24 protein-coding genes are annotated in these 26,306 nt (G+C 34.7%); 6 read left to right on the top strand and 18 right to left on the bottom strand.

Annotation, left to right across the window (positions count from 1 at the left end; genetic code table 11):
- Positions 1 to 48: 48 nt before the first annotated feature.
- Genes KHA90_RS00995 through KHA90_RS01005 form a run of 3 tightly spaced genes read right to left on the bottom strand, consistent with a single transcriptional unit; the run spans position 49 to position 5,812 of the window.
- Positions 49 to 1,455, bottom strand: coding sequence for an efflux transporter outer membrane subunit (locus KHA90_RS00995; protein ID WP_213293910.1), 1,407 nt, complete (start codon positions 1,453 to 1,455; stop codon positions 49 to 51).
- A gap of 18 nt (positions 1,456 to 1,473) precedes the next feature.
- Positions 1,474 to 4,644, bottom strand: coding sequence for an efflux RND transporter permease subunit (locus tag KHA90_RS01000; protein WP_213293912.1), 3,171 nt, complete (start codon positions 4,642 to 4,644; stop codon positions 1,474 to 1,476).
- Positions 4,645 to 4,651: 7 nt separating this feature from the next.
- Entirely contained in the window at positions 4,652 to 5,812 is a 1,161-nt protein-coding gene (locus KHA90_RS01005; protein WP_213293914.1) for an efflux RND transporter periplasmic adaptor subunit, read from the bottom strand.
- A 265-nt stretch (positions 5,813 to 6,077) separates the two neighbouring features.
- Between KHA90_RS01005 and KHA90_RS01010 the strand changes: the two genes are divergently transcribed.
- From KHA90_RS01010 to KHA90_RS01025, 4 genes are all read left to right on the top strand, one after another.
- Positions 6,078 to 7,127 carry a sensor histidine kinase gene (locus tag KHA90_RS01010; RefSeq protein WP_213293916.1) on the top strand — a complete coding sequence of 350 codons (1,050 nt, stop codon included), beginning with the start codon at positions 6,078 to 6,080 and terminating at the stop codon, positions 7,125 to 7,127.
- Complete coding sequence (locus KHA90_RS01015; protein ID WP_213293918.1) at positions 7,124 to 7,855, top strand: LytR/AlgR family response regulator transcription factor; 732 nt, start codon at positions 7,124 to 7,126, stop codon at positions 7,853 to 7,855. The genes KHA90_RS01010 and KHA90_RS01015 overlap by 4 nt, the downstream gene beginning before the upstream one ends.
- Before the next feature lie 277 nt (positions 7,856 to 8,132).
- Positions 8,133 to 8,426 (top strand): DUF3861 domain-containing protein, encoded by a 294-nt coding sequence (locus KHA90_RS01020; RefSeq protein ID WP_213293921.1) that lies wholly within the window; start codon positions 8,133 to 8,135, stop codon positions 8,424 to 8,426.
- Positions 8,427 to 8,685: 259 nt separating this feature from the next.
- A complete protein-coding gene (locus KHA90_RS01025; protein ID WP_213293923.1) occupies positions 8,686 to 9,579 on the top strand; it encodes a dienelactone hydrolase family protein in 894 nt (297 codons plus the stop codon).
- A 464-nt stretch (positions 9,580 to 10,043) separates the two neighbouring features.
- Here KHA90_RS01025 and KHA90_RS01030 read toward each other — a convergent pair whose 3' ends face one another.
- Both KHA90_RS01030 and KHA90_RS01035 read right to left on the bottom strand, forming a co-directional pair.
- Positions 10,044 to 10,658, bottom strand: coding sequence for a thioredoxin family protein (locus KHA90_RS01030; protein ID WP_213293926.1), 615 nt, complete (start codon positions 10,656 to 10,658; stop codon positions 10,044 to 10,046).
- Positions 10,659 to 10,661: 3 nt separating this feature from the next.
- Positions 10,662 to 11,141, bottom strand: coding sequence for a TlpA disulfide reductase family protein (locus tag KHA90_RS01035; RefSeq protein ID WP_213293928.1), 480 nt, complete (start codon positions 11,139 to 11,141; stop codon positions 10,662 to 10,664).
- Between the two features lie 157 nt (positions 11,142 to 11,298).
- Between KHA90_RS01035 and KHA90_RS01040 the strand changes: the two genes are divergently transcribed.
- Together KHA90_RS01040 and KHA90_RS01045 are read left to right on the top strand one after the other, a co-directional pair.
- Complete coding sequence (locus KHA90_RS01040; RefSeq protein WP_213293930.1) at positions 11,299 to 12,183, top strand: DUF488 domain-containing protein; 885 nt, start codon at positions 11,299 to 11,301, stop codon at positions 12,181 to 12,183.
- A 3-nt stretch (positions 12,184 to 12,186) separates the two neighbouring features.
- Complete coding sequence (locus KHA90_RS01045; RefSeq protein ID WP_213293932.1) at positions 12,187 to 13,014, top strand: hypothetical protein; 828 nt, start codon at positions 12,187 to 12,189, stop codon at positions 13,012 to 13,014.
- 75 nt (positions 13,015 to 13,089) lie between these two features.
- On the opposite strand, the gene KHA90_RS01050 is transcribed toward KHA90_RS01045, so the two are convergent.
- The 13 genes from KHA90_RS01050 to KHA90_RS01110 all read right to left on the bottom strand — a co-directional run bounded on the left by KHA90_RS01050 (position 13,090) and on the right by KHA90_RS01110 (position 26,034).
- Entirely contained in the window at positions 13,090 to 14,142 is a 1,053-nt protein-coding gene (locus tag KHA90_RS01050) for an alpha/beta hydrolase (protein WP_213293934.1), read from the bottom strand.
- A 379-nt stretch (positions 14,143 to 14,521) separates the two neighbouring features.
- Positions 14,522 to 16,102: a sigma-54 interaction domain-containing protein gene (locus KHA90_RS01055; protein WP_213293936.1), complete on the bottom strand. Its 1,581-nt coding sequence runs from the start codon at positions 16,100 to 16,102 to the stop codon at positions 14,522 to 14,524.
- 73 nt (positions 16,103 to 16,175) lie between these two features.
- Entirely contained in the window at positions 16,176 to 16,526 is a 351-nt protein-coding gene (locus KHA90_RS01060) for a cupin domain-containing protein (protein ID WP_213293939.1), read from the bottom strand.
- A 1-nt stretch (position 16,527) separates the two neighbouring features.
- Complete coding sequence (locus KHA90_RS01065; RefSeq protein ID WP_213293941.1) at positions 16,528 to 17,142, bottom strand: alpha/beta hydrolase; 615 nt, start codon at positions 17,140 to 17,142, stop codon at positions 16,528 to 16,530.
- Between the two features lie 7 nt (positions 17,143 to 17,149).
- Positions 17,150 to 18,097 carry a VOC family protein gene (locus tag KHA90_RS01070; RefSeq protein WP_213293943.1) on the bottom strand — a complete coding sequence of 316 codons (948 nt, stop codon included), beginning with the start codon at positions 18,095 to 18,097 and terminating at the stop codon, positions 17,150 to 17,152.
- 237 nt (positions 18,098 to 18,334) lie between these two features.
- On the bottom strand, positions 18,335 to 18,625 hold the full coding sequence (locus tag KHA90_RS01075) for a GNAT family N-acetyltransferase (protein ID WP_213293945.1): 291 nt from the start codon (positions 18,623 to 18,625) through the stop codon (positions 18,335 to 18,337).
- Positions 18,626 to 18,635: 10 nt separating this feature from the next.
- On the bottom strand, positions 18,636 to 19,571 hold the full coding sequence (locus KHA90_RS01080; protein WP_213293947.1) for a ring-cleaving dioxygenase: 936 nt from the start codon (positions 19,569 to 19,571) through the stop codon (positions 18,636 to 18,638).
- Positions 19,572 to 19,767: 196 nt separating this feature from the next.
- The gene (locus KHA90_RS01085; protein WP_213293949.1) at positions 19,768 to 21,135 is read right to left on the bottom strand and encodes a sigma-54-dependent transcriptional regulator; all 1,368 of its coding nucleotides are present in this window, start codon (positions 21,133 to 21,135) and stop codon (positions 19,768 to 19,770) included.
- A gap of 11 nt (positions 21,136 to 21,146) precedes the next feature.
- On the bottom strand, positions 21,147 to 22,322 hold the full coding sequence (locus tag KHA90_RS01090; protein WP_213293951.1) for a sensor histidine kinase: 1,176 nt from the start codon (positions 22,320 to 22,322) through the stop codon (positions 21,147 to 21,149).
- A gap of 22 nt (positions 22,323 to 22,344) precedes the next feature.
- Complete coding sequence (locus KHA90_RS01095; RefSeq protein WP_213293953.1) at positions 22,345 to 23,028, bottom strand: YoaK family protein; 684 nt, start codon at positions 23,026 to 23,028, stop codon at positions 22,345 to 22,347.
- A gap of 5 nt (positions 23,029 to 23,033) precedes the next feature.
- Complete coding sequence (locus KHA90_RS01100; protein ID WP_317197364.1) at positions 23,034 to 23,444, bottom strand: Dps family protein; 411 nt, start codon at positions 23,442 to 23,444, stop codon at positions 23,034 to 23,036.
- Between the two features lie 253 nt (positions 23,445 to 23,697).
- Positions 23,698 to 24,126 carry a DoxX family protein gene (locus KHA90_RS01105; protein ID WP_213293956.1) on the bottom strand — a complete coding sequence of 143 codons (429 nt, stop codon included), beginning with the start codon at positions 24,124 to 24,126 and terminating at the stop codon, positions 23,698 to 23,700.
- A 12-nt stretch (positions 24,127 to 24,138) separates the two neighbouring features.
- Entirely contained in the window at positions 24,139 to 26,034 is a 1,896-nt protein-coding gene (locus KHA90_RS01110; protein WP_213293958.1) for an amidohydrolase, read from the bottom strand.
- Positions 26,035 to 26,306: the final 272 nt, after the last annotated feature.

Raw genomic sequence — 26,306 nt, forward strand, 5'->3', positions numbered from 1 at the left:
GGCGTATGAAAATTTCGTACGCCCTTTTTAACCAACTAATTAATTATTTTATTTCCATCCACCACCTAAAGCACGGTACAAATCAACCACAGCTTGTAATTTTTGTAAATTATCGTTGATACTGCTCAATTGAGCAGCCAAAAGATTTTGCTCTGATGTTAATACATCTGTATAATTCGTAGCCGAACTAAACTCTAAAAGCTGTTGTGTAAAATCAACTGCTTTAGTTAAAGCTTCAATTTGCTTTTCTCTTGAATCTTCTTTTTCAACTGCCATTTCATACGCATATAAAGCATTCGAAACTTCCTGACCTGCAACTAAAAGACTTTGTTGAAAATTATTCATTGCCTGCATTTGTCTTGATTGCGCGCTTGTTAATCTGGCTTTATTAAGTCCCTGATTAAAAAGTGGTTGTGTCAATCCTCCAATTAAAGAGTAAAAAACAGAATTAGTAAAGAAATCCGTTAATTGCAAATTCGAAAATCCTCCACTTGCTGTAAGAGTCAAACTTGGATAAAAATAAGTTTTAGCCATGTTTGATGTTTCAAAAGCAGTTCTGAAATCAAACTCTGCCTGACGAACATCAGGGCGATTTTCAAGCAATTGTGCCGGTAAACCAATTTCCAGTTTTTCAGGAATCACCTGATCTCCTAAAGTTCCTCTTTCAATAGGTCCTGAAGGCTGACCTAATAAAATATTAAGGGCATTTTCAGTCTCGCGAATGTCTCTTTTTAAATCCGGAATCAATACTTCGGCTGCATGTTGGTTCGCTTCACTTTGAACCACAGATGCACCGGTTACGATTGCTCCTTCTTTTAAAGCTTTGATTACTTCAACATTTTTAATACGGCTTTCTAATGTTGATCTTGTAATTTCTAATTGTTTATCATACGCTAACAATAAAAAATAATTATTGGCAATATCTGATATCAATTGTGTCTGAACAGCTTGTTTTGCAGCATCTGTAGAAAGATACGTGGCTAAAGCGGCTCTTTTAGAACTGCTTAGTTTTCCCCAGATATCAGCTTCCCAAGAGGTGCTTAAGCCTAATTTATAAGTCGTTGTTAACGTATTGATGTTGATTCCTGCCGGAAAATTCAATCCTGCCTCAGATTGTTTGGTGCGCGTTACATTCGCATCAACATTTAAAGTTGGATAATACGCTAATTTTGTCTGACGTAATGAGGCACGCGCCTGAACGATATTTTCAATTGCATTTTTCAGGTTCAGATTCTGATCTAATCCTTTTTGAATTAAAGCTTTCAGTCTGTCATCTTTAAAAACGGTTTGCCACGGCATATTCGCCATCGTAGTCGAATCGGCAGAAGCCTGATCTCGGTACAGCTTATCCGTCGAAATCGTCGAAGGACGTTCGTATTTCTTCGTAACCGAGCACGCACTTAAAAGCGCGGCTGCAGTTACAATAAGAATATATTTATTTGAACTATGAGTCATTTTTTCTTAATTAAATTATTACTCTTTATGAGCTTCTATCAATTTTACTTCCTCTTCATCATCATCGTCATCATCATAACCTTCTTTTGCCGGTCCACTTACTCTTTCCTGTAAAGTCTGGAAAATGATAAACAAAATTGGAATAACAAATACTCCTAATATGGTTCCGATTAACATTCCTCCAACGGCTCCTGTACCAATTGATTTATTCCCGACAGCTCCTGCTCCGGAAGCAAACATTAAAGGCACAAGTCCTAAAATAAAGGCGAATGAAGTCATCAAAATAGGTCGTAAACGTGCTACGGCTCCTTCAATTGCTGCTTGTACAATTGGCATTCCTTTTCGTCTTCTTTCCAATGCAAATTCGACAATCAAAATACCGTTCTTCGCCAACAATCCAATCAACATGATTAAGGAAATCTGCAAGTAAATATTACTGTTTAATTTGAAAATGATCGAGAACAAATACGCCCCGGCCAATCCAAACGGAATCGAAAATAATACTGCAAATGGTAAAATATAACTCTCGTATTGTGCACTTAATAAAAAGTAAACAAAAACAAGACATAATATAAAGATGAAAATAGTTTCACTTCCTGATGCTAATTCCTCACGTGTTAATCCCGAAAACTCGTAACCATAACCTGATGGCAACTCTTGTGCAGCAACTTCCTGAATCGCTTTAATCGCATCTCCTGAACTGAATCCCGGATTTGGCGCTCCTGTAATAGCGATAGAAGAGAAAAGGTTAAATCTAGAAATAGATTCCGGTCCAAAAACTCTGGTCATTTTTACAAACTCTGTAATTGGAGCCATATTTCCGGCACTGTTTCTAACAAATATTTTGTTCAGTCCTTCTGTATTGGTTCTGAATTCTGGTGAAGCCTGAATCATTACACGGTATTGTTTTCCGAATTTATTGAAATTAGAAGCATATAAACCTCCGTAATAACCCTGCATCGTAGATAAAATTGTATTTACCGGAACTCCTGCATCTTTTGCTTTTGCCAGGTTAATATCCATCATATATTGAGGGAAACCAGGATTAAAAGGCGTAGTTGCATATTGTATTTCAGGACGTTTTGATAACTTTTCTAAGAATTCAGTATTTACTTTAAAGAATTCTGCTGTTGTGTGTCCTCCTTTATCCTGTAATTGGAATTCGAATCCACCACTTTGTCCAAAACCCTGAATGGTTGGCGGAGAAATAAAGAAGATATTAGCCTCACGGATTCCGCTTGTTTTAGCAAAAAGCTGACCAATAACATCATCAACACTCAAATCACGTTTGTCCCACGTTTCCAGTTTTACAATAACCATACTGTAGGCACTACCCGCACCTGCCGTAAAGTTTTGTCCCACAATTCTAAGTGTATTTTTAACACCCGGAATCGTTTTGGCAATACTGTCTACCCTTTTTGCAATAACATCAGAACGTTCCATCGAAGCCGATGGCGGTAAACTAATATTAGCAAAAACAGTTCCCTGATCTTCCGCAGGAACGAAAGCAGATGGTGTAGTTTTCATCATATAAAATAATGCTGCACCTGCGAAAACAATTGACGCTAATACAATCCATTTTTTAACGGAAAGAAACTGAACTGATCTTTTATATTTATTCGTAACATTATCAAATGCAACGTTAAACGAAGTATAAAATCTCTGAATAAAACTTTTATGTTTATGATCGTCTGCGTGTGGTTTTAAAAGCAAAGCACATAATGCAGGACTCAAAGTCAAGGCATTAATCGCCGAAAGAATAATCGCAACGGCTAGTGTGATACCAAATTGTTTGTAGAAAACCCCAGTTGATCCTGTAATAAAGGTTACCGGAATAAATACGGCAGCCATTACAAGTGTAATCGAAATAATCGCTCCGGAAATTTCATCCATTGCATCAATCGTAGCTTTTTTAGACGATTTATAACCGTGATCCAGTTTGGCGTGAACTGCCTCGACGACAACAATAGCATCATCGACCACAATACCAATGGCAAGTACCATCGCAAAAAGAGTTAATAAGTTGATCGTAAACCCAAATAAATTCAGGAAGAAGAAGGTTCCTACAATCGCAACCGGAACCGCAATCGCCGGAATTAACGTTGATCTAAAATCCTGAAGGAAGATAAATACAACGATAAAAACCAATATAAAAGCTTCAATTAAAGTATGGATTACTTTTTCGATCGAAGCATCTAAGTTTTCGTTAACATCTACAAGAATTGTATATTTTACTCCTTTTGGGAAGTTTTTTGCAGCCTCTTCAATAAGTGCTTTGGAGTTGTTAATTACATCACGGGCATTTGATCCGGGAGTCTGGCTAATTGCCATTGCCGCAGATTCTACACCGTTTGTTTTAATCGTAGAGGTATAACTTAAAGCGCCTAACTCTACTTTTGCAACATCTTTTAATCGTAACATTTGTCCGTTACCAACAGATTTGATTATGATATCACCAAATTCCTTATGGCTGGTCAAACGTCCTTTATATTTAATTACATATTGAAAAGCCTGAGCCCCGTTTTCACCAAATTTTCCTGGTGCAGCTTCGATATTTTGCTCTGCCAAAGCAGCCGAAATATCACTTGGAATCAGTTTATATTGTTGCATGATATCCGGCTTTAACCAGATTCTCATGGAGTAATCTTTGGCACCAAAAACGGTTACATCTCCTACTCCAACTACACGCTGAATTTGAGGAACAAGATTAATCTTAGCATAATTTTGAAGGAATGTCTGATCATAAGCAGGATCATCACTATATAAAGAGAAAATCACTAAGTTACTACTCTGACTCTTTGTTACCGTTACCCCAGCCTGAGTAACCTCTACCGGTAATAAACTGGTTGCTCTTGAAACCCTGTTTTGAACGTTTACCGCTGCTAAATCAGGATTTGTTCCTACTTTAAAGAAAATTTTGATAGAAGCATTTCCATCATTTGTAGCTGTAGAAGTCATGTAAGTCATGTTTTCTACACCGTTAATTTGCTCTTCAAGCGGAATTACAATACTTTTAAGTACAACATCTGCATTGACACCTGTATAACTTGCCGAAACGTTTACTGTAGGTGGAGCGATGTCAGGATATTGAGATATAGGTAACTCAATAAGTCCTAAAACTCCCAAAATGACAATAATAACAGATATTACCGTCGAAAGTACAGGTCTTTGTATGAATATTTTAAACATTTTTTTCTTATTTTAAGTCAGCGTAAACCGTTTCCTGATTCTGATTTTGGGCTTTAATTTCGGTTCCTTCTTTTAAAGCAGCAACTCCTTCTAATACAATTTGATCTCCTGCTTTTAAGCCGCTTGTAACAACATAATAATTACCTGCTGTATTTTCAAGTTTGGTAATATTGACGTTTTTAGTTTTTCCGTCTTTCCCTACTGTAACTGCAAATATTTTATCCTGAAGTTCGAATGTAGCACTTTGAGGAACTAAGATTACATCTTTAACATAATTTGGAATTCGAACTGTAGTACTGCTTCCGCTTCTGATAATTCCTTTTGGATTTGCAAAACGAGCTCTGATATTAACCGTACCTGTTTCGGTATTGATTAATCCGTTTACGGTTTCAATATGTCCTTTTTCATCATAAGTAGAACCATCTGAAAGTAAAAGTGAAACGGCAGGTATTTGTTTGATTTTTTGTGCTAATGAAGTTCCTGAACCACTTTGAGAGAAAGTCAGCAAGGCTTTTTCGTTCATGGCAAAATACGCATAAACGTTGCCAATACTTGAAACTGTTGTTAACGGATCAGCTGTATTTGAACTTACCAAACTTCCTAAACGAAATGGAATTGAACCTACAACACCATTAACAGGACTTGTTACTGTTGTATATCCTAAATTTGTTTTGGCATTTACTAAAGCTGCATTTGCCTGAGCTACTGCTGCTAAAGCTGACTCATAAGTATATTGAGCCGATTCAAGGTCATATTTACTAATGATTCCTTTTTCTACAAGCGGTTTTACTTTGTTTACAGCCAGTTTTGCTGCACTTAAATCTGCCTGAGCGCTTTTTATACTTGCAGATGCCGTACGAACTTGTTGCTCATATTCCGGCGCGCTAATTTTGAATAAAGGCTGCCCTGCTTTTACAACAGCACCTTCATCAACAAAAATTTTGTCGATATAACCTTCAACTCTGGGTCTGATTTCAATATTTTGCTGTCCCTGAATACTTGCAGGAAAGTCATTATTTAATGTAGCTGATTTTGTTTCTAAAGTCAGCGTTTTATACTCTTTAACTTGTGGTGCACCTCCGGCCTGTGCCGATTTGTCATTTTTATTACCGCAAGAAGCGATGATAATAGATGCTGCGAGAATGCTTAAAAAGGATTGCTTATTCATTGTGAAAAATGTGTAATTATCAATTTATATCGTAACAAAAGAACTAAAATATAACAAACGAAAAATTTTCAATAGACGGAGGGTAAAAAACAATCGATAGATATACCATCACAACCGATGGAAATTTATTTAACGACAGATATGCATTTTAAAACAGGCTCGTCGGCTCTAAAATGGTTTTTACGGGTTCTCATTCTATTTTGGGCGATTCGTTTGATATGTTCTATAAATATAATGTAATATTGTCACAAAATCAAACTTTACAATGTCACCAAACTTTTTTAAACCGTACATATTCACAGGATTACATATTCTTGGCTGGTTATTATTGGGATTCACGCTATTGTTTTACATCCCTTTGACATGGAATATTGTGCTTCCGTCAATTTTCTGGTTATGGCAGTCAATTGTGTTGTTTTTTATGATTGTTATTTTTTATTCTAATGCATTAATAATAGTTCCAAGGACAATTATAACAGATAAAATAAGTCCTTTTTTCCTATGGGCACTTTTTAGCATTTTTGCGATGCAGTTTGTGGCGTATATATATAATTATAACACTGATTTACATAATAAACTGGCTATAATTCTAGGGTTTAAAAAATACCGAAATGATTATTTTGATAATTATACTTTCACTATAAGCCTTTTGGTTTTAGGAATCAGCACAAGTTGGGCGATGTTACATCATTGGCAAAAAGCCGCGCAACACAAGCAAAAACTGGAGCAGGATAAAACAATGGCTGAACTTGCTATGTTAAAAGCACAGATTAATCCGCACTTTTTCTTTAATTCGCTAAACAGCATTTATTCCCTTACTTATACTAATATTGAAGATTCACGCGTTGCACTTCATACCTTGAGCCGCATGATGCGCTATTTACTTTACAGCACTGAAGGCGAAAGAACTACTTTATTAAAAGAAGCCGATTTCATGAAAGATTTTATAGCTTTGATGAAACTTCGTGCCAATAGTAAACTGACAATAACGACAGATATTCCCGAAAAAATACACGATTATCCTATTGTTCCAATGTTGTTGTTACCTTTAGTAGAAAATGCTTTTAAACACGGCGTTCATGCCACAGATAAAAGTGAAATACATATTAAACTGAGACAACAGGGAAATAACCTTGAATTTGAAGTTGAAAATACCTTTTTTGAAAAAACGTCTACAACAGATCAGGGCGGAATTGGGTTAACGAATACCAAACGCAGATTGCATTTAATTTATCCGCACAATCATATTATGACTTGCGGTCTTGATAAAAACGGAAAATATAAAGTAAATCTGCAAATAACTTTAGAACAATGATTGTATTAAAATGTATAGCAGTAGACGATGAACCACTCGCTTTGAGACTGGTGGAAACATTTATAGAACAAACTCCGTTTTTAGAATTAGCGTGCAGTTGTGATAACGCGGTTGAAGCAATGACGTTGATACGAGAGCAACAACCTGATATTGTTTTTTTAGACATTAATATGCCCAATTTAACGGGTATGGAACTTGCCCGACTTTTACAGGAACAACCCGGTCCATTGCCTAAAATTATTTTTACAACCGCCTATAATCATTATGCGATTGAAGGTTATAAAGTAAATGCCGTAGATTATCTTCTAAAACCTTTTAGTTACGAAGAGTTTTTGCGCGCCGCCAATAAAGTGCTGCAAATGTCTGAAGAAGCATCGAATCATTTTCAATCCATCGCGGCAGATGATGAATTTATATTTTTAAAAGTAGAATATCAATGGGTTAGAATTTCCCTGAAAGATATTTTATACATCGAAAGTTTAAAAGATTATGTAAAAGTTCATCTTGAAGATACCGAAAAAACATTGATGTCACTGATTTCGCTAAAAGCACTGGAAGAAAAATTACCTTCATCAAAATTCATGCGAATCAACCGCTCCTTTATTGTTTCATTAGAAAAGATAAACGCAATAAGCAAAAATTCAATCTTTGTTAATAAAACCGAAATAACTGTTGGGGAGCAGTACAAAGAAACCATTAAAACCATTGTAGAAAAATGGTTGAAATAATTTGTTAAGTTCTATCGGACGATTATATATGTCGCTCCGCTGGAGTTTTTCAGAGTCCCAGAGGGACGTAATATTTATAGAAATAATATTTATATATATTGCGGCAAAACCCCATCGGGGTGAAATATAAAATTATAACCAATATAAAACCCCATCGGGGTGAATATAAAATTACAACGAAAAAATGCCACTCCGTTGGAGCTTTTTGCAAAACCTGAAAAGATATTTAATTTATACTCGCCGATATTTAGAAAATACAGACTAAATCAAATTTAAAATGGAAAAAAAATCAAACAAATATTACCTGACATTAAGTCTAAAAGAATATGCAAACGGTGAAACCCAACCCGCGAAAGAACTCGGATTGCAATTTGACAATCATGATGAAATATTTGGTATAATAGAAAGAATAAAAGATAAAAATATTTTTGAAGATCCTAACGAAGCAGCGCAATTTGCAATTGGACTAAAATTATTTAGCGAAATAAAACTAAAACATCGCAAAAATCCCCTTTTTGATGAATTGAACGAAGTATTTCCTTTATTCATGAAAAAACTAAAAAGCTTGTAATTATCTACAAGCTTTTTTTATTTTAGTTTCAAAGTTTATTATATTCTGTTATTTATTTAATTATTAATTGTGAGTCATCAATTTTTATGATGTAGCAAATAATTAGCGCGCAAAGTCGCAAAGACGCAAAGTTTTAATGTAATTGCTTTGCTTCTTTACGACTTCGCTTGAGATTTTATATGTGGTTTTACTTTGATTTAAAAATATTGCTTCAAACAAATCGTTTTATTTCCTAAATTTATTTTTCAAAATTTAAACTATGGACAAACTAACCAAAGAAGATATTAGTCAGGAAGTATTTGATTTATATGATGATTACGCCCACAATAAAATCAACCGAAGACAATTTGTCGAAAAACTATCCATATTTGCTGTAGGCGCTGTTACTTTGCCTTCACTTTTAAGTTTTATGACGCCTAATTATGTTGATAGTATTTTAATTCCGCCCACGGACCCACGCTTAAAAACAGGTTATATCAATTATGATTCGCCAAAAGGCGGAGGAAGTATCAAAGGTCTTTTGTCACAACCGTCTGAAACCAAAAAAAAATTACCCGGAATTATCGTAGTACACGAAAATCGCGGTTTGAATCCTTATATTGAAGATGTAGGACGAAGAGCTGCTATCGAAGGTTTTATCACACTTGCTCCGGACGCTCTATCTCCATTAGGCGGTTATCCCGGAAATGACGATGCGGGACGTGAATTACAAAAAAAGCGTACCCGTGAAGAAATGCTCGAAGATTTCATCGCAGCTTATGAATATCTCAAATCACATCCGGATTGTAACGGTTATATTGGCGTAGTCGGTTTTTGTTTTGGCGGATGGATTTCAAACATGATGGCAGTAAAAATTCCAACTTTGGCGGCAGCCGTTCCTTATTACGGCGGACAACCCACAAAAGAGGAAGCAGAACTAATAAAAACGTCGCTATTATTACATTATGCAGGTTTAGATACACGTGTAAACGAAGGCTGGCCAGCATTTCAGGAAATACTCAATAAAAATAAAGTCGAAAATACAGCTTACTTTTATCCCAACGTAAATCATGGTTTTCATAACAATACAACGCCCAGATATGACGAAGCTGCGGCAACTTTATCATGGACAAGAACCATTGATTTTTTTAAGGAAAAATTAAAAAAGAAATAGAAATTAATTGGATCAAGATTAAATGTTGAGGAAAAACATAAAATATATTAGTATTTAATTGAAGTTGCTGGTTTAGCAATTCAATAAATAAATTTTCTTTAAAACTTTAATCCTTACGGGATATTTTTTCCCAGATTTTTGCCTACCAATATTTAACTCCTAACGAAGTAAAAAAATATCCCCGGAGAGATTACATTTATATACTGGGTGATTTTACCGCAAAGCGCGCAAAGTTTTTTATAGTAGAGTGTGTTGCTAAACACAAAGTTCACAAAGCTTTGTGTTGACCTGGCTTTGTGAACTTTTTGTTTGTTTATATCCCTCCTATATCCATCCTCCCTGGTAAAAAATCTTTGCGTGCTTTGCCGTAATTTTTTTCTCTCTCCAATGGTTTTGTGATTGATTGTCATATAAAAAATGCCTCAACTATTTGAGGCATTTTTTATATTTAAGATAATCAAGAATTAAGCCTTAGCTTTTCTTTTTACAGTACAGCCAATTTCTTTAGTTTGAGTTATAGCTGGTTTTTGGTTGCTTTTTAAAGATGCAATTACATCCTCGGCATATTTCGTTTTCTCCGTTTTAGTTCCTTCCGGATCATTATCGATTGCACCTACATATTCTACAACATTTCCTTTAGAAGTTTTAGAAACGATGAAAAGATGCGGTGTGTGTTTTGCACCATATTGATCTGTAACTACTTGTCCCTGATCGAATAAATAAGGGAAAGGATATTTTTTATCCTTTGCCAATTGTTGCATTTTGTCAAAAGCATCAGCTTTAGAAGCTTCAGGATCATTTGGGTTAATAGCAATTACAGGATATCCTTGAGGTTTGAATTTTTTATCTAATTCGATGATTCTTTGCTCATAAGCCACTGCGTAAGGACAAGTATTACAAGTAAATACAACGATAAAACCTTTTGCTTTTGTGTAACTTGCAAAGGAAATTTCTTTGCCGTCAACATTCTTTAATTTGAATTCCGGTGCCGGTTCTCCCGCTTTAAGCGTAGTCGATTGTGCATGAGCAAATAAGATACTAAATACTAGTACCGTGATTGTAGTAATGAACTTTTGCATAATTTATAGTTTTTTATATTCAGTTAATAATTGTTCGTAAGTAAGTTCAGATTCGATAAAGTTTCTTTTATCGCCTTTAATAAAAATCGTTGCCGGAATACTTCCTGACCATCCTTTGTCGATTCGGTCAATATATTCCTGCGGATTGCTTTCGTTCAATAGAAAAACCTGACTCTTCATGTTTTTTCTCTTCACAAACGGAATCACAGCCGAAGTAAGTTTTGATTTAAAATCAACGCTAATTAATAAAACCGCCAGTTTCTCTGATTTATATTCGGCATTCAGTTTTTCAAAATGAGGTAATTCCTTTATGCAAGGCGCGCACCACGTTGCCCAAAAATTCACAACATACGTACTGTCTTTTCCGTTCTTGATTCTTTCGTTCAATTGATCTATATTAATCAATTTCACATTTTGACTATATCCTGCAACTGAAAAAGCAAAGAATAAAAAAGTATAAATTTTAAATGCGTGGATTTTCATATTTGTTTGTGCTAAAATTAAATTTTGCCTTACAAATATAAACTAATGCCATTTTAGTTTTTGTTAATAAAAGTTTAATGACTATAAATTTGCCACATAATTCAAAATTAAACTTATATTAAATTTTTCAGACTATCCTTTTTGCTAAATTTGCAAAATGTTTTATAGAAGAAAAATTATACTCGCATTAATACAGATGTTTGGAGGAGAATTAGAAAAAATTCGCATTCAAAAATTACTGTTTTTATATACTCAAAAGAAGAAAAATCCTGAATACGAATTTATTCCTTATAAATTTGGTTGTTACTCTTATTCGGCAAATGCTGATTTAGTTACAATGGTTAAAAAGGGTAACTTATCCGAGAATGAGAATAGTTATCTAAAAATAAGCAATGAAGATTATTTGAAAATTTTAAAAAAAGAGGATGCTCTTTTACTTACAGAAGTTGTGAATTCCTATGGCTCAATGAGTAATAATTCTTTAATAAAACATACATATGTGAATTTTCCATATTATGCTATTAATAGTACTATTGCTGAAAATTTACTAACGAAAGTACAATTAGAACGTGTAACAAAAGAAAAAATAAAAAGTACAGAAACAATACTTTTCACAATTGGATACGAGGGAGTATCGCTTGAAAATTACCTAAATAAATTAGTAAAAAACGACATACATCTTTTAGTTGATGTTAGAAAAAATCCCTTAAGTATGAAGTTTGGATTTAGCAAAAGTTTATTGAAACGCTATTGTGAAAGTTTAGGTATTACATATTTACACTTCCCAGAAGTTGGCATTCATTCTGATCAAAGACAAGAACTAAACAATCAGTCAGACTACGATGCATTATTTGAAATCTATAAAACAACAACTTTAGTTCATAGTAAAGTACAGCAAAAAGAAATTCTTGACCTATTAATTCAATATAAACGTATTGCATTAACTTGTTTTGAAGAAAATATTTGTCAATGCCATAGAAAACCATTGGCAGAATCTATTAAAAATTTTCCTACATTTGAATATGTTATTAAACATATTTAAATTATGGCAAAAACTAGAGTACTTATAGCTGCAAAAACATATCCAACTATTTCAGGAAAATATGATGAATTAGTTTGTACGGCAGGTTTTTTAGAAGATGGATCGTGGATCAGAATATATCCAATTTCATTCAGGAAAAAATCATATGATCAACAATATAAAAAATATGATTGGATTGAAATTGATTTAGTCAAAAACACAAGCGACTTTAGGCCTGAAAGTTATAGACCTTACTCGCATGATACTGAAATAGAAATTGTAGGTCACTTAAGTACTGATAATTTTTGGGCTGAAAGAAAAAGATATGCTTTAAAAAAAGTTTATACTGACTTGAAAGAACTTATTAAAGAAGCACATACTAAAGAAATATGTACTTCATTAGCAGTATTTAAACCTACTAAAATTCTTGATTTCACTGCTGAACCTACAGAAAGAGAATGGAACAAGAAAAAAATAGATCAGCTAAAAGCTAATAGAGATCAGATAAATATGTTTGCGTATGAACATCCAGAAAACCCTTTTGAAGTTGTTCGTAAATTACCTTTTACCTTTAGATTTAAATTTGAAGATGATAAAGGAAAAATAAGTAACATGATGATTGAAGACTGGGAAACTGGTCAATTATTCTGGAACAGTCTTAAAAATCACAAAGGAAACGAAGCCAAAGCAGTACAAGATGTAAAATACAAATATTTTGAAGATTTTGCTAAGACAAAAGATTTACATTTCTATCTAGGTACTTCAGCTGTACATCATTATGTATCACATAATCCATTTATGATAATTGGTACTTTTTATCCTAAAATCCAAAATCAACTTTCCTTTTTTTAAATTAAATCATAATAAAACCACACCTACCTTAAAATTTAAGATTGGTATGGTCTATTTGAATTTTAAATACTTTGGTTATTTTTTGAAAAGATATTTTCTAAGTTCTGCACCCGCATGAATAAACAAAGATTTTGTCTGAGGAATTTCGGCTAACGGATTCAATAATCCGAAATCGTGAATAGTTCCGTTGTAACGAATCGTCGTTACCGTCACTCCTGCCTCATCCAGTTTTCTTCCAAAAGCTTCTCCTTCTTCACGAAGTACATCCGCTTCTGCAACCTGAATCAAAGTTGGCGGCAACCCTTTTAATTGTTCCAAAGTTGCATTTAACGGCGAAGCATAAATTTGCGCTCTTTCCTTTGGATCTTTCGTGTATTGGTCGTAAAGCCATTTCATTAATGGAGTCGTTAAAAAACGGTCTTTTCCAAATCGTCTGTAAGTCTCATTATCAAAATCAGCCGCAACTATGGGCCAAAGCATGATAAGAGATTTAATTTTTGGACCATTATTTTCTTTTGCTTTTAATGCCGTAACAACCGTCATATTTCCTCCTACACTGTTTCCTACGATCGAAAGATTTTTTCCTTCCACATTAATTTCTGCCCCATTATCTGCAACCCATTTTGTAGCTGCATAAATTTCGTTCACTGCTTGCGGATATTTCGCTTCCGGAGATGGCGTATAATTTACAAAAACGCCAACGGCACCAGATTGAAGTACTAAATCCCTAACCATTCTTTTATGCGTAGGATAATCGCCTAAAACCCAGCCACCGCCATGAATAAAGAGAAAAACCGGCAAAGCTTCCTTAGCATCTTTCGGACGCATGATATTCAATTTTATCGTATATCCATCCGCTTTGATTGTTTTTTCAGATTCATCAACACCAGAATAATCAAATGTTACAGAAGCCTGAGCGCCAACCAAAACTTTTCTTGCATCAGCCGGAGTCATGGTTTCTAATGGTTTTCCGCCTGAATTTAAAACCGCTAAAAATGCCTTAACATCTTTTGAAATTTCCGGATCCTGAGCCACCGGCGGAATTGCATTTTGTGTTTGCGAAAATGCATTTTGTGTGCTTATACTAATCAATAAGATCAATATAAATGAAAGTGATTTTTTGTTCATGATTTTTTATTTTAATTAATAAATATTTCATGAACTTCTATTCAAAGAGTGTTCCTTGTGTGTAAAATACTGATTTACATTGTTTTAAAAAATAATCAAGATTTTAATTTTACCGATATATCATAGATTTATACATTAACCGCAACAAAGCAGGACAGAAAATCGACAAAGTAATCTGTGATCAAAATCACCACAATATTGTGATTCTGAAGAACGAAGAATCAATTTTTTATGTGATTTCTCCTCTGTCGAGATGACAAGATTGCGTATAAACTTTACGGATATAACAATTCTATTAAAAAACTTTGCGCCTTCGCGTCTTTGCGAGAAAAAAACCAGCGAAAACCCGTTCAATCCGCCAAACACGTGGGCAAAAATCCTACTCCGAAAAATGCTGTTTCTTAATCCCCAATTTCTGCATTTTAGAAATCAAAGTCGTCGAAGGAATTTCTAATTTCACGGCAGCTCCGTTTGGACCGGAAATCCTGCCATTGCATAATTTTATAATTTTCAGAATATATTCCTTCTCCATTTCTTTTAAAGACTTAATCTGAAATTCTGAAAAATGATTGGAAGACATCATTATTTCACTATCCGATAAAAAACTGACTTCATTAATTGTAATTCCATCTGATAAAAGAATACTTCGTTCGATACAATGTTCTAGTTCCCTGATATTTCCCGGCCACGAATGATTGATGATTGATTTTAAAGCATTTGAAGACAAAACGATTCCTTTTTTGTTTGAGTTCACCGAATATTTAGTCAAAAAATAAGAACACAAATCAGGAATATCCTCTTTATGATTGCGAAGTGGCGGAATCGTAATTGGGAAAATATTTAATCTGTAGAATAAATCCCTTCTAAAACGTCCTTCCAGCATTTCGATTTGAAGATCCCGATTTGTAGCCGCAATTATTCTGACATTTACTTTTATTGTTTTTTTTCCTCCAATTCTTTCAAATTCTCTTTCCTGCAAAACACGTAATAATTTGGTTTGCATTTCTAGTGGAAGATCTCCAATTTCATCTAAAAATAAAGTGCCATTATTAGCGAGTTCAAACTTGCCAATTCGTTTTTCGATTGCTCCCGTAAAACTTCCTTTTTCATGCCCGAAAAGTTCGCTTTCGATTAAATTCACCGGAATCGCGGCACAATTAACCTTAATCATTGGCTTTTGGCTTCTGGCAGAATTACTGTGAATTTCACTTGCTACAACTTCTTTTCCTGTTCCGCTTTCGCCGAGAATTAAAACTCCGCTATCTGATGAAGCAACTTGATGAATTAAGGTTTTAATCTTTTGTATAGCAATACTTTTTCCAATTATTTTAGAATTATCGCTATTTTGACTTTCCGAAATATTTAATTGATGTGTATTAGAAGATATTCTATTTTCATCATTACTTTCCATTTTACGCATCACCAAAATGTTTGAAACCGCAAGGGCAATTGGCAACGACAATCCCTTCAATAAACGCATTAAATTTCGATCAGGTATTTGTGATTTCTTAAAAAAAAGAAACAAAACCGAAGGATTATTTTTATGATATTCTAAAGGAATAATAACCAATTCACGCATTCCTAATGCCTTTGTTTGGGTAACAAATAAAGGAACTGTTATTTTTTTCTGCGGAGGCAAAACGAAATCAACGATAACAGGCTCAGCAGATTGTAAAGCTACATTAAAATAACAATCGTTTAAATCGTAAAATATTCCATCGCTGGATTTCGCAATTTTGGGATCACTATGAAAAAATAACTGATACTTTTTTTCTTCCTGATCTGAAGTTCCAATGGCCAGAAAATCAAAGAATAAACTATTTTTTAATTCATTATTAACAACAGTTACAAATTCATTGTAACTGGAACAACGCGCAAAACTATTGCTTAGCGAAAGCAAAAGAAAATGTTCTCTTTCTCTTTCCTGCATAGATTTGAGCATTGATTCAATTTTGTCCATAAGTGGTAATAATGTGGTATTTTAATTTGAAAATATGGAACAAATTTAATAGCTAAAATGTTTTATAAAACTATCAAATCGTGATAAAAATAGATTTTCTGGTTTTCGTTTCCAGATTTTTGGTTTTATGTCCTTTTCCCGTTGTGTCTTCGACCAAAAGAATTTCGCCCGTTTTGAAACTTCGTTTTTCTCCTAAAGAAGTTTCTATTTCAACTCCGCCATCCAGCAAAATAATATATTGACGTTGCGGCGCATTGTGAAAATCATAATCATACGAAGGCAAAACTTCCCTGAAAATAATATTTTTCACCGCCGTAGATTCAGATAAAAAACCAATTTCTCCCTGATCTGAAAGCGGAATCATCACATCTTCAAAATGACTTTCTCCGCTTTCATCACTAAATATTCGGGTTACGGAAAACATATTATGATGCAAAAATGTGTTTGTTCGCCAGATCAATTTCGTCCATACTTATCGTGTGTCCCATATTATCATAAACTTTCTCCGTTACTTCAGCGCCCATTTCTTTCAAAATATTGGTCGTTGCATAAACGCGTTCTACTGGAACATGAAAATCAGGATTACTGGTACCAATAAATACCGGAGTTCCTTCAAAATTACCCGAATAATTTTCAGGATAAATCTGATCGCCAATTAATCCGCCCGTAAAAATAACCGCTCCGCCATATTTGCTGGCATTTCTGGCGATAAATTCAGCAGTTAAACACGCGCCTTGCGAAAATCCTAGAAAATAAATATTATCCTTTGTGATTCCGTTTTTTTGAGCTTGCTCAACAACCTGACGTACAATATCCAAAGCCGATGAAAGCCAAGGTTCATTCTCCTGTGGTTTTGCCAAAAATGAATTGGGATACCAACTGTTTCCGGTTGCCTGCGGTGCATAAAAAGCAAAATCATCAACTTTTAAATGTGTCGTTAATGAGACAATATCCTGCGCGCTTGCTCCTCGCCCATGCAATAAAATCAATGCTTTACTTCCGTTTGTTTTTCCTGCTTTTAGTATTTGAATCTGATGCATATTTCTGTTATTTTAAATCGTTTAAAGTCAATATTGACAATGCTTTTTCGATTGTTTCTCTTTCTTTTTCAAACCATAAAGGCAATTTTAATTCTTCGCCTAAATGATCGATATCTTCATCAACGGCAAATCCGGGACCGGCCGTTGCCACTTCGAATAAAACGCCTCCGGGTTCTTTAAAATAAATAGACGTGAAATAATTTCGGTCTAATATTTCAGTTGGATTTAATCCTCTTTCAACAATTTTTTCCCTGATTTTTTCCTGAGATGTTTTATCGGTCGTTTTAAAAGCCAGATGATGAACGGTTCCGCTTCCGGCCAGTCCGCGTAAACTATTGGGTTCGCACAAAATATCGACGTAATTTCCTGATGAATTATCTGCTGCAAAGCGAAATCTATTATTACTTTCTGCAATCAATTCGTGGTCTAAATATTCCGTCAGTAATCCGCCGGTTTGTTCGTAACCTTCATGCCAGATTTCGACATTATGAAAACCTCGTATCGCGTTTGATTCGTTAAAAGGTCCTTTATGATATCCTGTTCTTTTGTCATTATCGTTAAAAATCAATTCCATTCCCAAACCGTCATGATCTTCAAAATAAATCACCACTTCGGTTTCAAAACGCAATTGCGGCTCTTTGTAATTCACGCCAAATTGTTTCAGCCGATTCTCCCAAAATTCAATTGAATCTAACGGAACCGAAAATGTCGTCGTATTCAGCATTCCTTTTCCGTGACGTCCCATTTTTAATCCGTCATAGGGAAAAAATGTCAAAACACTTCCCGGATTTCCTTGGGCGTCGCCATAATACAAATGATAGATTTGGTTGGCGTCAAAATTGACAGTTTTTTTGATTAATCGTAAACCTAAAATTCCAGTGTAGAAATCCAGATTTTTCTGCGCATTCCCAGCCAATGCCGTAACATGGTGAATTCCTTTGATTAATTTTTCCATAATTTATGTATTGTGTTTCCTGTAAGTGAATTTATTTTAACACAAAGGAACATAGGATATTGTAATTTTTATAAAAGGTGTTTCACGTTTGCATGAACGCACATAGCAAGGTTTTTAATTTGTTTCGTACGTGTTTATGCGACGAAAACTTAACAGTTATATACGTTGCAGAGACGCACTGCTGTGCACCTCTACGTGAAAACTGAGACCGAAAACTGAGACTGAAAACTAAAAAAATTATTTCTCCCAAATATCAGCATATTCATCCGGATGTCTTGTAAATTGGGCAAAAACGTAGGGACAAAGTGCTTTTACGGTGTATTTATGTTTGCGTACATACGCCACCATTTCGTCTAAAAGTACTTTTGCGTATCCTTTACCGTTAAATTCTTCGTCTACTTCGGTGTGATAAACGGTTAAAATGGTGCCTGAAATACTTAGTACCATTTCGCCTATTTTCTTATCTTTTTCAATTAACTGAAAACCTCCGTGTTGCTTTTCGTCTAGTTTTAATTGTACTTGTGGCATGTGTTTTTCTTTAAATTAATTTTGGTAATACCGCTTCAATTTTACTTCTTAAAGGCTCGTGTTGTTTTGGCAATTTCAAATTTGTTCCTAATTCTGCCAAAGGTTCATCAACTGTAAAACCTGGATTATCTGTTGCAATTTCAAAAAGAACACCGCCCGGTTCACGGAAATAAAGTGAATAAAAATAATCACGGTCAATTTTTGGCGTAATGCCTAAATTCTCGCTCATAATTCGTTCATGAAATGCCATCTGAATTTCTTCGTTCGCCACTCTAAACGCCACGTGATGATTAGTTCCTGCTGCATTTTGTCCGCTTGTTCCCGTTGGATTTTCTAATAAATCGATTATCGAAGCATTTTCAACCGCAGTTGTCGCAAAACGGAATCTGTTTGCTTCTTGTGAAACCAATTCATAGCCAAAAATATCAGTCAGGATTTTAGCCGTTTTATCAATAGATTGCAATGATAAAGTCGTGCTGTGAAATCCTTTTGTTGCCGCATCTTTCTTTACTTCTTCGGTTTCAAAAGCAATTCTGTTATCTGCTTTTTTCGGAATTATCAAACTGATATTCAAACCATCAGGATCTGTAAATGGCAATAATGTTTCACCAAACCTTTCTGTTTGCTCTCCGAAATTTACATTATTTTTTTTGAATCTTTCTTGCCAGAATTCTAAACTTCCTTCCGGAACTGCATATCCAATTTCTGTGGCTTGTCCGTTTCCTATTTTTCCTTTTCCAATTCCTTCCCACGGAAAGAAAGTCAGGATTGTTCCCGGCGTTCCAAATTCGTCGCCGTAATAAAAATGATACGTTCCCGGATCATCAAAATTTACAGTTTTTTTGACCATTCTTAAACCTAAAACTTTGGTATAGAAGCTGTAATTTGCTTGTGCGTTGCTTGCGATTGCTGTAATATGGTGCAATCCCTGAATTTTTTCTTTCATGTTATTTATTTTTTAATGAGTTATGTTTTTGTTTTTGTTGTTGTTGTTGTTGTTGTTGTTGTTTTGTGTGTTTTTCTCTCGCAGATTGAGCAGATTGAGCAGATTTTTATTTAATGCTTTATTTTGTTGCGATTATTTTTTAACACATAGTCCCGATAGCTATCGGGACTATGTGTTATTTTTTATCACTTATTCTTTAAAAATATCCTTGTTTGATTTTTAGTTTTTTGATTTTTGAGAATAAAGTCGACGGTGATATTTTTAATAATTCGGCGGCACCTCCTGCTCCGTAAACTTTACCATTGCAAAGACTTAAAGCATTCATAATGTGTTCGCGCTCCATATCTTCCATCGATAAAATTCCGTTTTCAGCTTCTTTTTTTATTGTTGGGAAATCTTGCAGAATATCAAATTCTTCAATTTCATTTCCTGTTGCAAGTAAAACACTGCGTTCTATTAAATGTTCTAATTCCCTAATATTTCCCGGCCAGTTGTAATCGTGTAATTGTTGTAAGGCTTTCGCCGAAATTGTATCAATACTACGTTTGGATTTTAAAGCATATTTCTGAAGAAAATAATTTGCCAGATCGTCCAGATCTTCTTTACGATCGCGCAAAGGAGGTAATTCTAGCGGAAAAACATTCAATCGATAATATAAATCTAATCTGAATCGTCCCTCGGCAACTTCAGACGGAAGACATCTGTTTGTGGCAGCAATGATTCTCACATTCAGTTTAATTGTTGCTTCTCCGCCTAACCGTTCAATTTCTTTTTCCTGCAAAACCCTCAATAATTTAACTTGTGAATCTAAGGGCAATTCTCCTATTTCGTCCAGAAAAATAGTTCCTCCGTTCGCTTGTTCAAACTTGCCAATTCTTAAACTATCTGCTCCGGTAAAAGCGCCGCGTTCATGTCCAAATAATTCTGATTCTATCAATGATTCCGGTAATGCCGCACAATTTACAACGACTAAAGGTTTGGTATTATTTGCCGATAAGGAATGAATTAAATGCGCGATTTTCTCTTTTCCTGTTCCGCTTTCTCCTAAAATCATAACCGAAGTTTCTGTTGGGGCAACAATTTCGATTTTGTGTATTAAATCAAGAAGTTTTTGGTTTTTACCAATAATCTCCAGATTCTTATTTTCTTTTAAAGATGTTTTTTTAGGAACATTTTCTAATGCATTTCCTTTTTCAAAATTGTATTTGTAACGTGCAATATCAAGCATTACAAACAAATCACGTTCACGAAAAGGTTTTACTAAAAACCCGTAAGGCTGGGTTTCTTTTACGGCATTTAAAATAGAATGATTGGTGTTTGCCGAAATATATAAAAACGGAATTTTCTTTTTTTCGAGTTCCCACGCAAGGTCAATTCCCGTAAGATCGCCTTTCAGGATAATATCCAGTAAAACCCAATTAGGCTTTTGGGTATCAATTAAAACACGAGCGTCTTCAACAGATGCGGCAATTCCGCAAACTTCATAGCCGGCTTTTATCAGAATAATTTTGAGATCATTCGCAACAATAAATTCGTCTTCGACTATTAATATTTTCTCGCTCATTTTCAATCTTCTTATTGTTGTTGTTGTGTTTTATTTTTTGCCTTAAAATTAATGGTAATCGTGAGACCGTTTTTACTTTCGATATTGAATGTTCCATCCACCTGAGAACTCAAACCGTGCATTAAATTCATTCCCAATGAGTTTCGGTTTTTCAGTTCAAAATGATCCGGAACGCCAACCCCATTATCCGAAATGATCAATTGATACATTTCATCTTCAATTTTTTTTAATCTGATGTTTACTTCGCCCTGAACCGTTTCAGGATACGCATATTTGATGGCATTGATAATGGCTTCGTTTAAGATTAATCCTAACGGAATCGCCTTTGAAATATCTAAATCCACACATTCTATATCCAGTTTATAGGATATTTTTTTATCGGTATTAAAAACTCCTTTTAAATAATTGACGAGTTCCGGAATGTACCAGCACATGTCGATTATTTCCAGATTTTCGCTCTCGTATATTTTTTGATAAATGAGCGACATCGCATTCATTCTGTGCTGACTGTCTTGTATCGCCAAAAGCGCATCTTTGTTTTCAAGATAAGCCGATTGTGTGTTTAAAAGACTGATCACGATTTGTAAATTGTTTTTTACCCGATGATGCAATTCCTTCAAAAGCCATTCTTTTTCAGCATATAATTTGTTTAAAGCTTCATTGCGTTTGCCAATTTCGTTGTCTTTTGATTGTAAAATCTGATGGCTCTTCTTTTTACTTTTTTTAAGTCGAAATAACAATCCCAAAATTATAAATAGTAATCCTGAAATTACTATAAAATCGTATCTAATTCTGGTAACATTCTGAGTGTTTGTATTGGCTTGCGACGTATTTTGGGTTTTAAAATCAGCTGAGAAATTTTTTAATTTAAAGAAAGAAATTCTCTTGTAATTTATGGCATTATTAATTGTCTTTAAGCCAAATTGTAAGTGCTGAATTGTACTGAAATACTTTTTTTTGAAGCTATCTGATCGTCGTTTTATATTTTGAAAATCTAAAAAATGAAAAAATTGAAAAGTGGCTATAACTGTTTTTTCAGAATACGAGATTTCTTGCGTCAATTTTGAATTTACAATATTGATTCCCTGATTTTTGTCTTGCATCAATAAGTTTTGATTGGTGATGAACAGCAAAATCACGAACCAAAAATGAAGCTGAAATTCTTTGAAATAGCATTCTTTATACATAAGCGCAACTTTTTTGATCAACTCATCCTTTAGATTCTACTTTTACATTTTTATTTTTGAAATAGCAAAAAATCATAAAAATTCCGGGAATCAAAACGGGAACTAAACCCCAATTTTTACCTGCAATCGCGCCTAAAAAACATCCTGATAAAAATCCTCCAATGGTTACAAATTGCTTTTTAAAACTCAACTGACTGTTTGAATCCTTAAATTTTGATTTTAATAGAATCCCAATATCAAGAGCAGCCTGAGTCACATTTCCGGTCATCATGGTTGTTGGTCCGTGGGTTTCTTTACTGAAAATTTTTCCAAAAGCATTCTGCAATCCCATGGCAAAAACAATTAACATTGCTACGATATACATGGTCCATAAACTATCCATTTTAAGGTAATGAAACCCAATTGCCAATATGCCGCTTAGGGTCAAAATACAACCTTCCCAGAATAATATTCTATACTTCAGGCTGGATTTTGAGGCGATATATCCGCCACAAATAACCGAAATAATGAATATTGGGAACGTTAATAATTTGATCCACGCATACACGTCATTTCCGTTAATTACCTGATACGCAAATACAATAAAGTTGCCCGTAACGTGTGCCGAAAATAAAGTATCTGCCGCGACAAAGGTTAATGTGTCGCAAAATCCTGCTATACAGGTAAGTAATAATGTAATGTACCAAATGCTTTTAGACTGCTCCATAATTTTTATCTTAAATGTGAACGTAACATCCACGCCATTTTTTCGTACGTTTCCATCAATCCGGTAATATAATCGCTTGTTCCTAAATCGTGATAATCATTAGCGTAAACTGAGATATTTTCACGTAAGTGCATAATAATGCTTTCGTGATCGATAAGTAATTCTTTGATGAATCCTTTGCTGTCATTTTTTATTTCTATTTGCTCAGAAAGATGTGTTAATTGCAAAAATTCCTTTAAAGTTGCGGGTGCATAATGTCCTAACATTCTGATTCGTTCTGCAACTCCGTCAATAACTTCATCTAATTCAGTGTATTGTGCTTCAAAAAATAAATGTTTGTTATAGAAATCATCACCTTCTACGTTCCAGTGTGATTTTCTGGTTTTGGTATATAAAATAAATTCATCTGCCAGAATTTGACATAGTTAATTTACGACTTTTGAGATGTTTTCCTGTTTGATTCCAATTTGAGTTTCCATGATTTTATTGAGTTTTATAATAATTTAAAGTAACGTGGCGTATAATTTTTAAACACATAGAAACATAGATTAGTTTGCAACCAAAAGGCGTTTCACTTGCATTAATTCACATAGCTATGTGTGGAAACTAGTTTCTTTTTTGCTCTTTTTTGAAACAATAAAAAAACTATGTTTCTATGTGTTTAAAAAATCACATGCAATGATTTAAAATATAATGATCTAATGAATAAGTTCCTGCGCCTAATGCTAATAAAAACAACAATACGACAGTATAGATGTACGGAACATCGCGTACTTCAAGAGAATCTTTTCTATGCACTACAAAATATCCTACGGCTGTAACGCCTATTGTTGGTAAAAGAAACAAGCGTGTTCCTAAACCCAAAACCAGAAAAAAAGGCACAACAGTATCTGAAAATGCGGCTACAAAACCATTTAGTTTTTCGGGCAAATGAAACGGATTGGGCAAATGTTCGCGTTCTCCGTTTTCTACCCTGAATTTTTTCATGCCATGAACCCTGAAAAGTTCTACGGCAACTAAAACCCTAAAAAGTAATAAAGCGATATTATTAAAGTCAGATCCGGCATCTGAAAAAAGCAGTAAATTAATTATTTCCATTTTATTTATATATTAAAAAGCAAAACATGAACATCCTAAAGCTCCCCAAAAAGCATTGTAATTGTTTACGGGAATATTGCTCAGCCGCGCCGCATTATGATCATGCGCATGAACATCACAACTTCCGGAGCAGCAATGAATTTGAGATGCCGCGTTATTTATTGCTGATTTTGATTTGTTTAATTTCAAATCAATGGCACTTTTATTGTGCGATTCGGCGTGATAATATCCGTTGTAAATATTGGTTGGCGACCAATCCGGAAGTATTGGGATTGATGGCGGTGAAAACGAAGAGAAATCGCCTTTTGCGTACACAATTTTACCATCGACAACGGTCAAAACCGATTCTATATTTTTGATATCTTCATCTTCTATAGTAAAATAATCACGATCCAGAACGACAAGATCTGCCAGCATTCCGGTTTGAATATCTCCTTTTTTATTTTGTTCCTGCGAAAACCAGGCACTTCCCTTTGTATATAGTTCCAGAGCGGTTGCACGGTTCAAACGGCTTTCATTATACAATTGCAATCCTCCAACGGTTTTTCCGGCTGTAAGCCAATACATTGAAACCCACGGATTGTAACTGCTCACGCGCGTTGCATCGGAACCTCCGCCTACGGGAACTTCCATTTCAAGCATTTTCTTGATTGGCGGTGTGTTTTCGGCAGCTTTTGCGCCGTAACGATCTGTAAAATATTCACCTTGATATGCCATTCGGCTTTGAATTGCAATTCCGCCACCAAGCGCTTTTACTCTTTCAATATTGCGTTCGTCAATGGTTTCGGCGTGATCAAAAATCCACGGTAAATCGTTAAACGGAATTTCTTTGTTTACTTTTTCGAATACATTCAGGAATCTTGTAATGCTTTCATTATAAGTCGCATGAAGTCTGAAAGGCCAGCGATTTGCCACTAATAACCGAATCACTTTTTCTAATTCATCCTCCATATGTTCCGGAAGATCAGGTCTTGGCTGCAAGAAATCTTCAAAATCTGCTGCCGAAAAAACCAGCATTTCCCCCGCTCCGTTATGGCGGTACATATCATCGCCCTGATATAATTTTACTTCCTGAATCCATTCGTCAAAATCTTCAAATTCTTGTTTTGGGCGTTGCGTGAATAGATTATAAGCGATTCTAACGGTCAATTGCTGTTTCTCATTCAATTCATTTACAACCTTATAATCGTCAGGATAATTCTGGAATCCACCTCCGGCATCGATCACGCTTGTGATCCCAAAACGGTTGAGTTCCTTCATATAATGACGCGTTGAATTGATTTGATGTTCGTAAGAAAGTTTAGGTCCTTTTGCTAATGTCGAATACAAAATCATGGCGTTTGGCGATGCAATAATCAAACCTGTTGGTTCGCCTTTTGTATCTTTCTGGATTATTCCTCCAGCCGGCGCGGGTGTATCTTTAGTAAAACCTATTACTTGTAATGCTGCACGATTCAGGAATGCGCGATCGTATAAATGCAGAATAAAAACGGGAGTTTCGGGCGCAATTGCATTGATTTCGTCAAGAGTTGGCATTCGTCTTTCGGCAAACTGAAACTCAGACCAGCCTCCTACTACACGCACCCATTGCGGCGATGGTGTTCTATCAACCTGTTCTTTCAACATTCGCATTGCATCTGCTAACGAAGGAACACCATCCCAGCGCAATTCAAGGTTATAATTTAATCCGCCGCGAATTAAATGAATGTGCGAATCATTTATTCCGGGAACAACTCTTTTTTGGTGTAGATCAATCAGTTTTGTCTCCGGCTGATTGTATTCTAAAATTTCAGCATCACTGCCAACTGCAATAAATTTACCATCTTTTATGGCAACCGCCGTAGCCGTTTTATTGATTGCGGTGAAAGAATGAATTTTTCCGTTGAATAAAATAATATCTGCTTTCATATTAAAATTCTTAGTTGATTGTTTTTGTCTTTGGCAATCTAAAAATGTATTCTTCGATTGTATTTTTACCGTTTGCAATAAAGATACCTAAAAATTCAAGTCGTTATATGACAAGCTTTTTCGTGTTTTTGTACTGATTTGCTTTTACGATATATCGTTAATTTATGATTGCTTTTATTATATAAAGAAATTTATTAAAAATCCTGTTTCTATTATCAAATATGGCTTTCGCCGAGGTTTAAGCTTTGTATTTACTTAAAAAACAAACTTCA

This window comes from Flavobacterium psychroterrae (assembly GCF_018380615.1).
In the GTDB taxonomy this organism is placed as follows: domain Bacteria; phylum Bacteroidota; class Bacteroidia; order Flavobacteriales; family Flavobacteriaceae; genus Flavobacterium; species Flavobacterium psychroterrae.

Bases quoted from the DNA above. Each gene is read 5' to 3' on its own strand.
- KHA90_RS00995 (WP_213293910.1), bottom strand. From the start codon at position 1,455: ATGACTCATAGTTCAAATAAATATATTCTTATTGTAACTGCAGCCGCG.
- KHA90_RS01000 (WP_213293912.1), bottom strand. From the start codon at position 4,644: ATGTTTAAAATATTCATACAAAGACCTGTACTTTCGACGGTAATATCT.
- KHA90_RS01005 (WP_213293914.1), bottom strand. From the start codon at position 5,812: ATGAATAAGCAATCCTTTTTAAGCATTCTCGCAGCATCTATTATCATC.
- KHA90_RS01010 (WP_213293916.1), top strand. From the start codon at position 6,078: ATGTCACCAAACTTTTTTAAACCGTACATATTCACAGGATTACATATT.
- KHA90_RS01015 (WP_213293918.1), top strand. From the start codon at position 7,124: ATGATTGTATTAAAATGTATAGCAGTAGACGATGAACCACTCGCTTTG.
- KHA90_RS01020 (WP_213293921.1), top strand. From the start codon at position 8,133: ATGGAAAAAAAATCAAACAAATATTACCTGACATTAAGTCTAAAAGAA.
- KHA90_RS01025 (WP_213293923.1), top strand. From the start codon at position 8,686: ATGGACAAACTAACCAAAGAAGATATTAGTCAGGAAGTATTTGATTTA.
- KHA90_RS01030 (WP_213293926.1), bottom strand. From the start codon at position 10,658: ATGCAAAAGTTCATTACTACAATCACGGTACTAGTATTTAGTATCTTA.
- KHA90_RS01035 (WP_213293928.1), bottom strand. From the start codon at position 11,141: ATGAAAATCCACGCATTTAAAATTTATACTTTTTTATTCTTTGCTTTT.
- KHA90_RS01040 (WP_213293930.1), top strand. From the start codon at position 11,299: ATGTTTTATAGAAGAAAAATTATACTCGCATTAATACAGATGTTTGGA.
- KHA90_RS01045 (WP_213293932.1), top strand. From the start codon at position 12,187: ATGGCAAAAACTAGAGTACTTATAGCTGCAAAAACATATCCAACTATT.
- KHA90_RS01050 (WP_213293934.1), bottom strand. From the start codon at position 14,142: ATGAACAAAAAATCACTTTCATTTATATTGATCTTATTGATTAGTATA.
- KHA90_RS01055 (WP_213293936.1), bottom strand. From the start codon at position 16,102: ATGGACAAAATTGAATCAATGCTCAAATCTATGCAGGAAAGAGAAAGA.
- KHA90_RS01060 (WP_213293939.1), bottom strand. From the start codon at position 16,526: ATGTTTTCCGTAACCCGAATATTTAGTGATGAAAGCGGAGAAAGTCAT.
- KHA90_RS01065 (WP_213293941.1), bottom strand. From the start codon at position 17,142: ATGCATCAGATTCAAATACTAAAAGCAGGAAAAACAAACGGAAGTAAA.
- KHA90_RS01070 (WP_213293943.1), bottom strand. From the start codon at position 18,097: ATGGAAAAATTAATCAAAGGAATTCACCATGTTACGGCATTGGCTGGG.
- KHA90_RS01075 (WP_213293945.1), bottom strand. From the start codon at position 18,625: ATGCCACAAGTACAATTAAAACTAGACGAAAAGCAACACGGAGGTTTT.
- KHA90_RS01080 (WP_213293947.1), bottom strand. From the start codon at position 19,571: ATGAAAGAAAAAATTCAGGGATTGCACCATATTACAGCAATCGCAAGC.
- KHA90_RS01085 (WP_213293949.1), bottom strand. From the start codon at position 21,135: ATGAGCGAGAAAATATTAATAGTCGAAGACGAATTTATTGTTGCGAAT.
- KHA90_RS01090 (WP_213293951.1), bottom strand. From the start codon at position 22,322: ATGTATAAAGAATGCTATTTCAAAGAATTTCAGCTTCATTTTTGGTTC.
- KHA90_RS01095 (WP_213293953.1), bottom strand. From the start codon at position 23,028: ATGGAGCAGTCTAAAAGCATTTGGTACATTACATTATTACTTACCTGT.
- KHA90_RS01105 (WP_213293956.1), bottom strand. From the start codon at position 24,126: ATGGAAATAATTAATTTACTGCTTTTTTCAGATGCCGGATCTGACTTT.
- KHA90_RS01110 (WP_213293958.1), bottom strand. From the start codon at position 26,034: ATGAAAGCAGATATTATTTTATTCAACGGAAAAATTCATTCTTTCACC.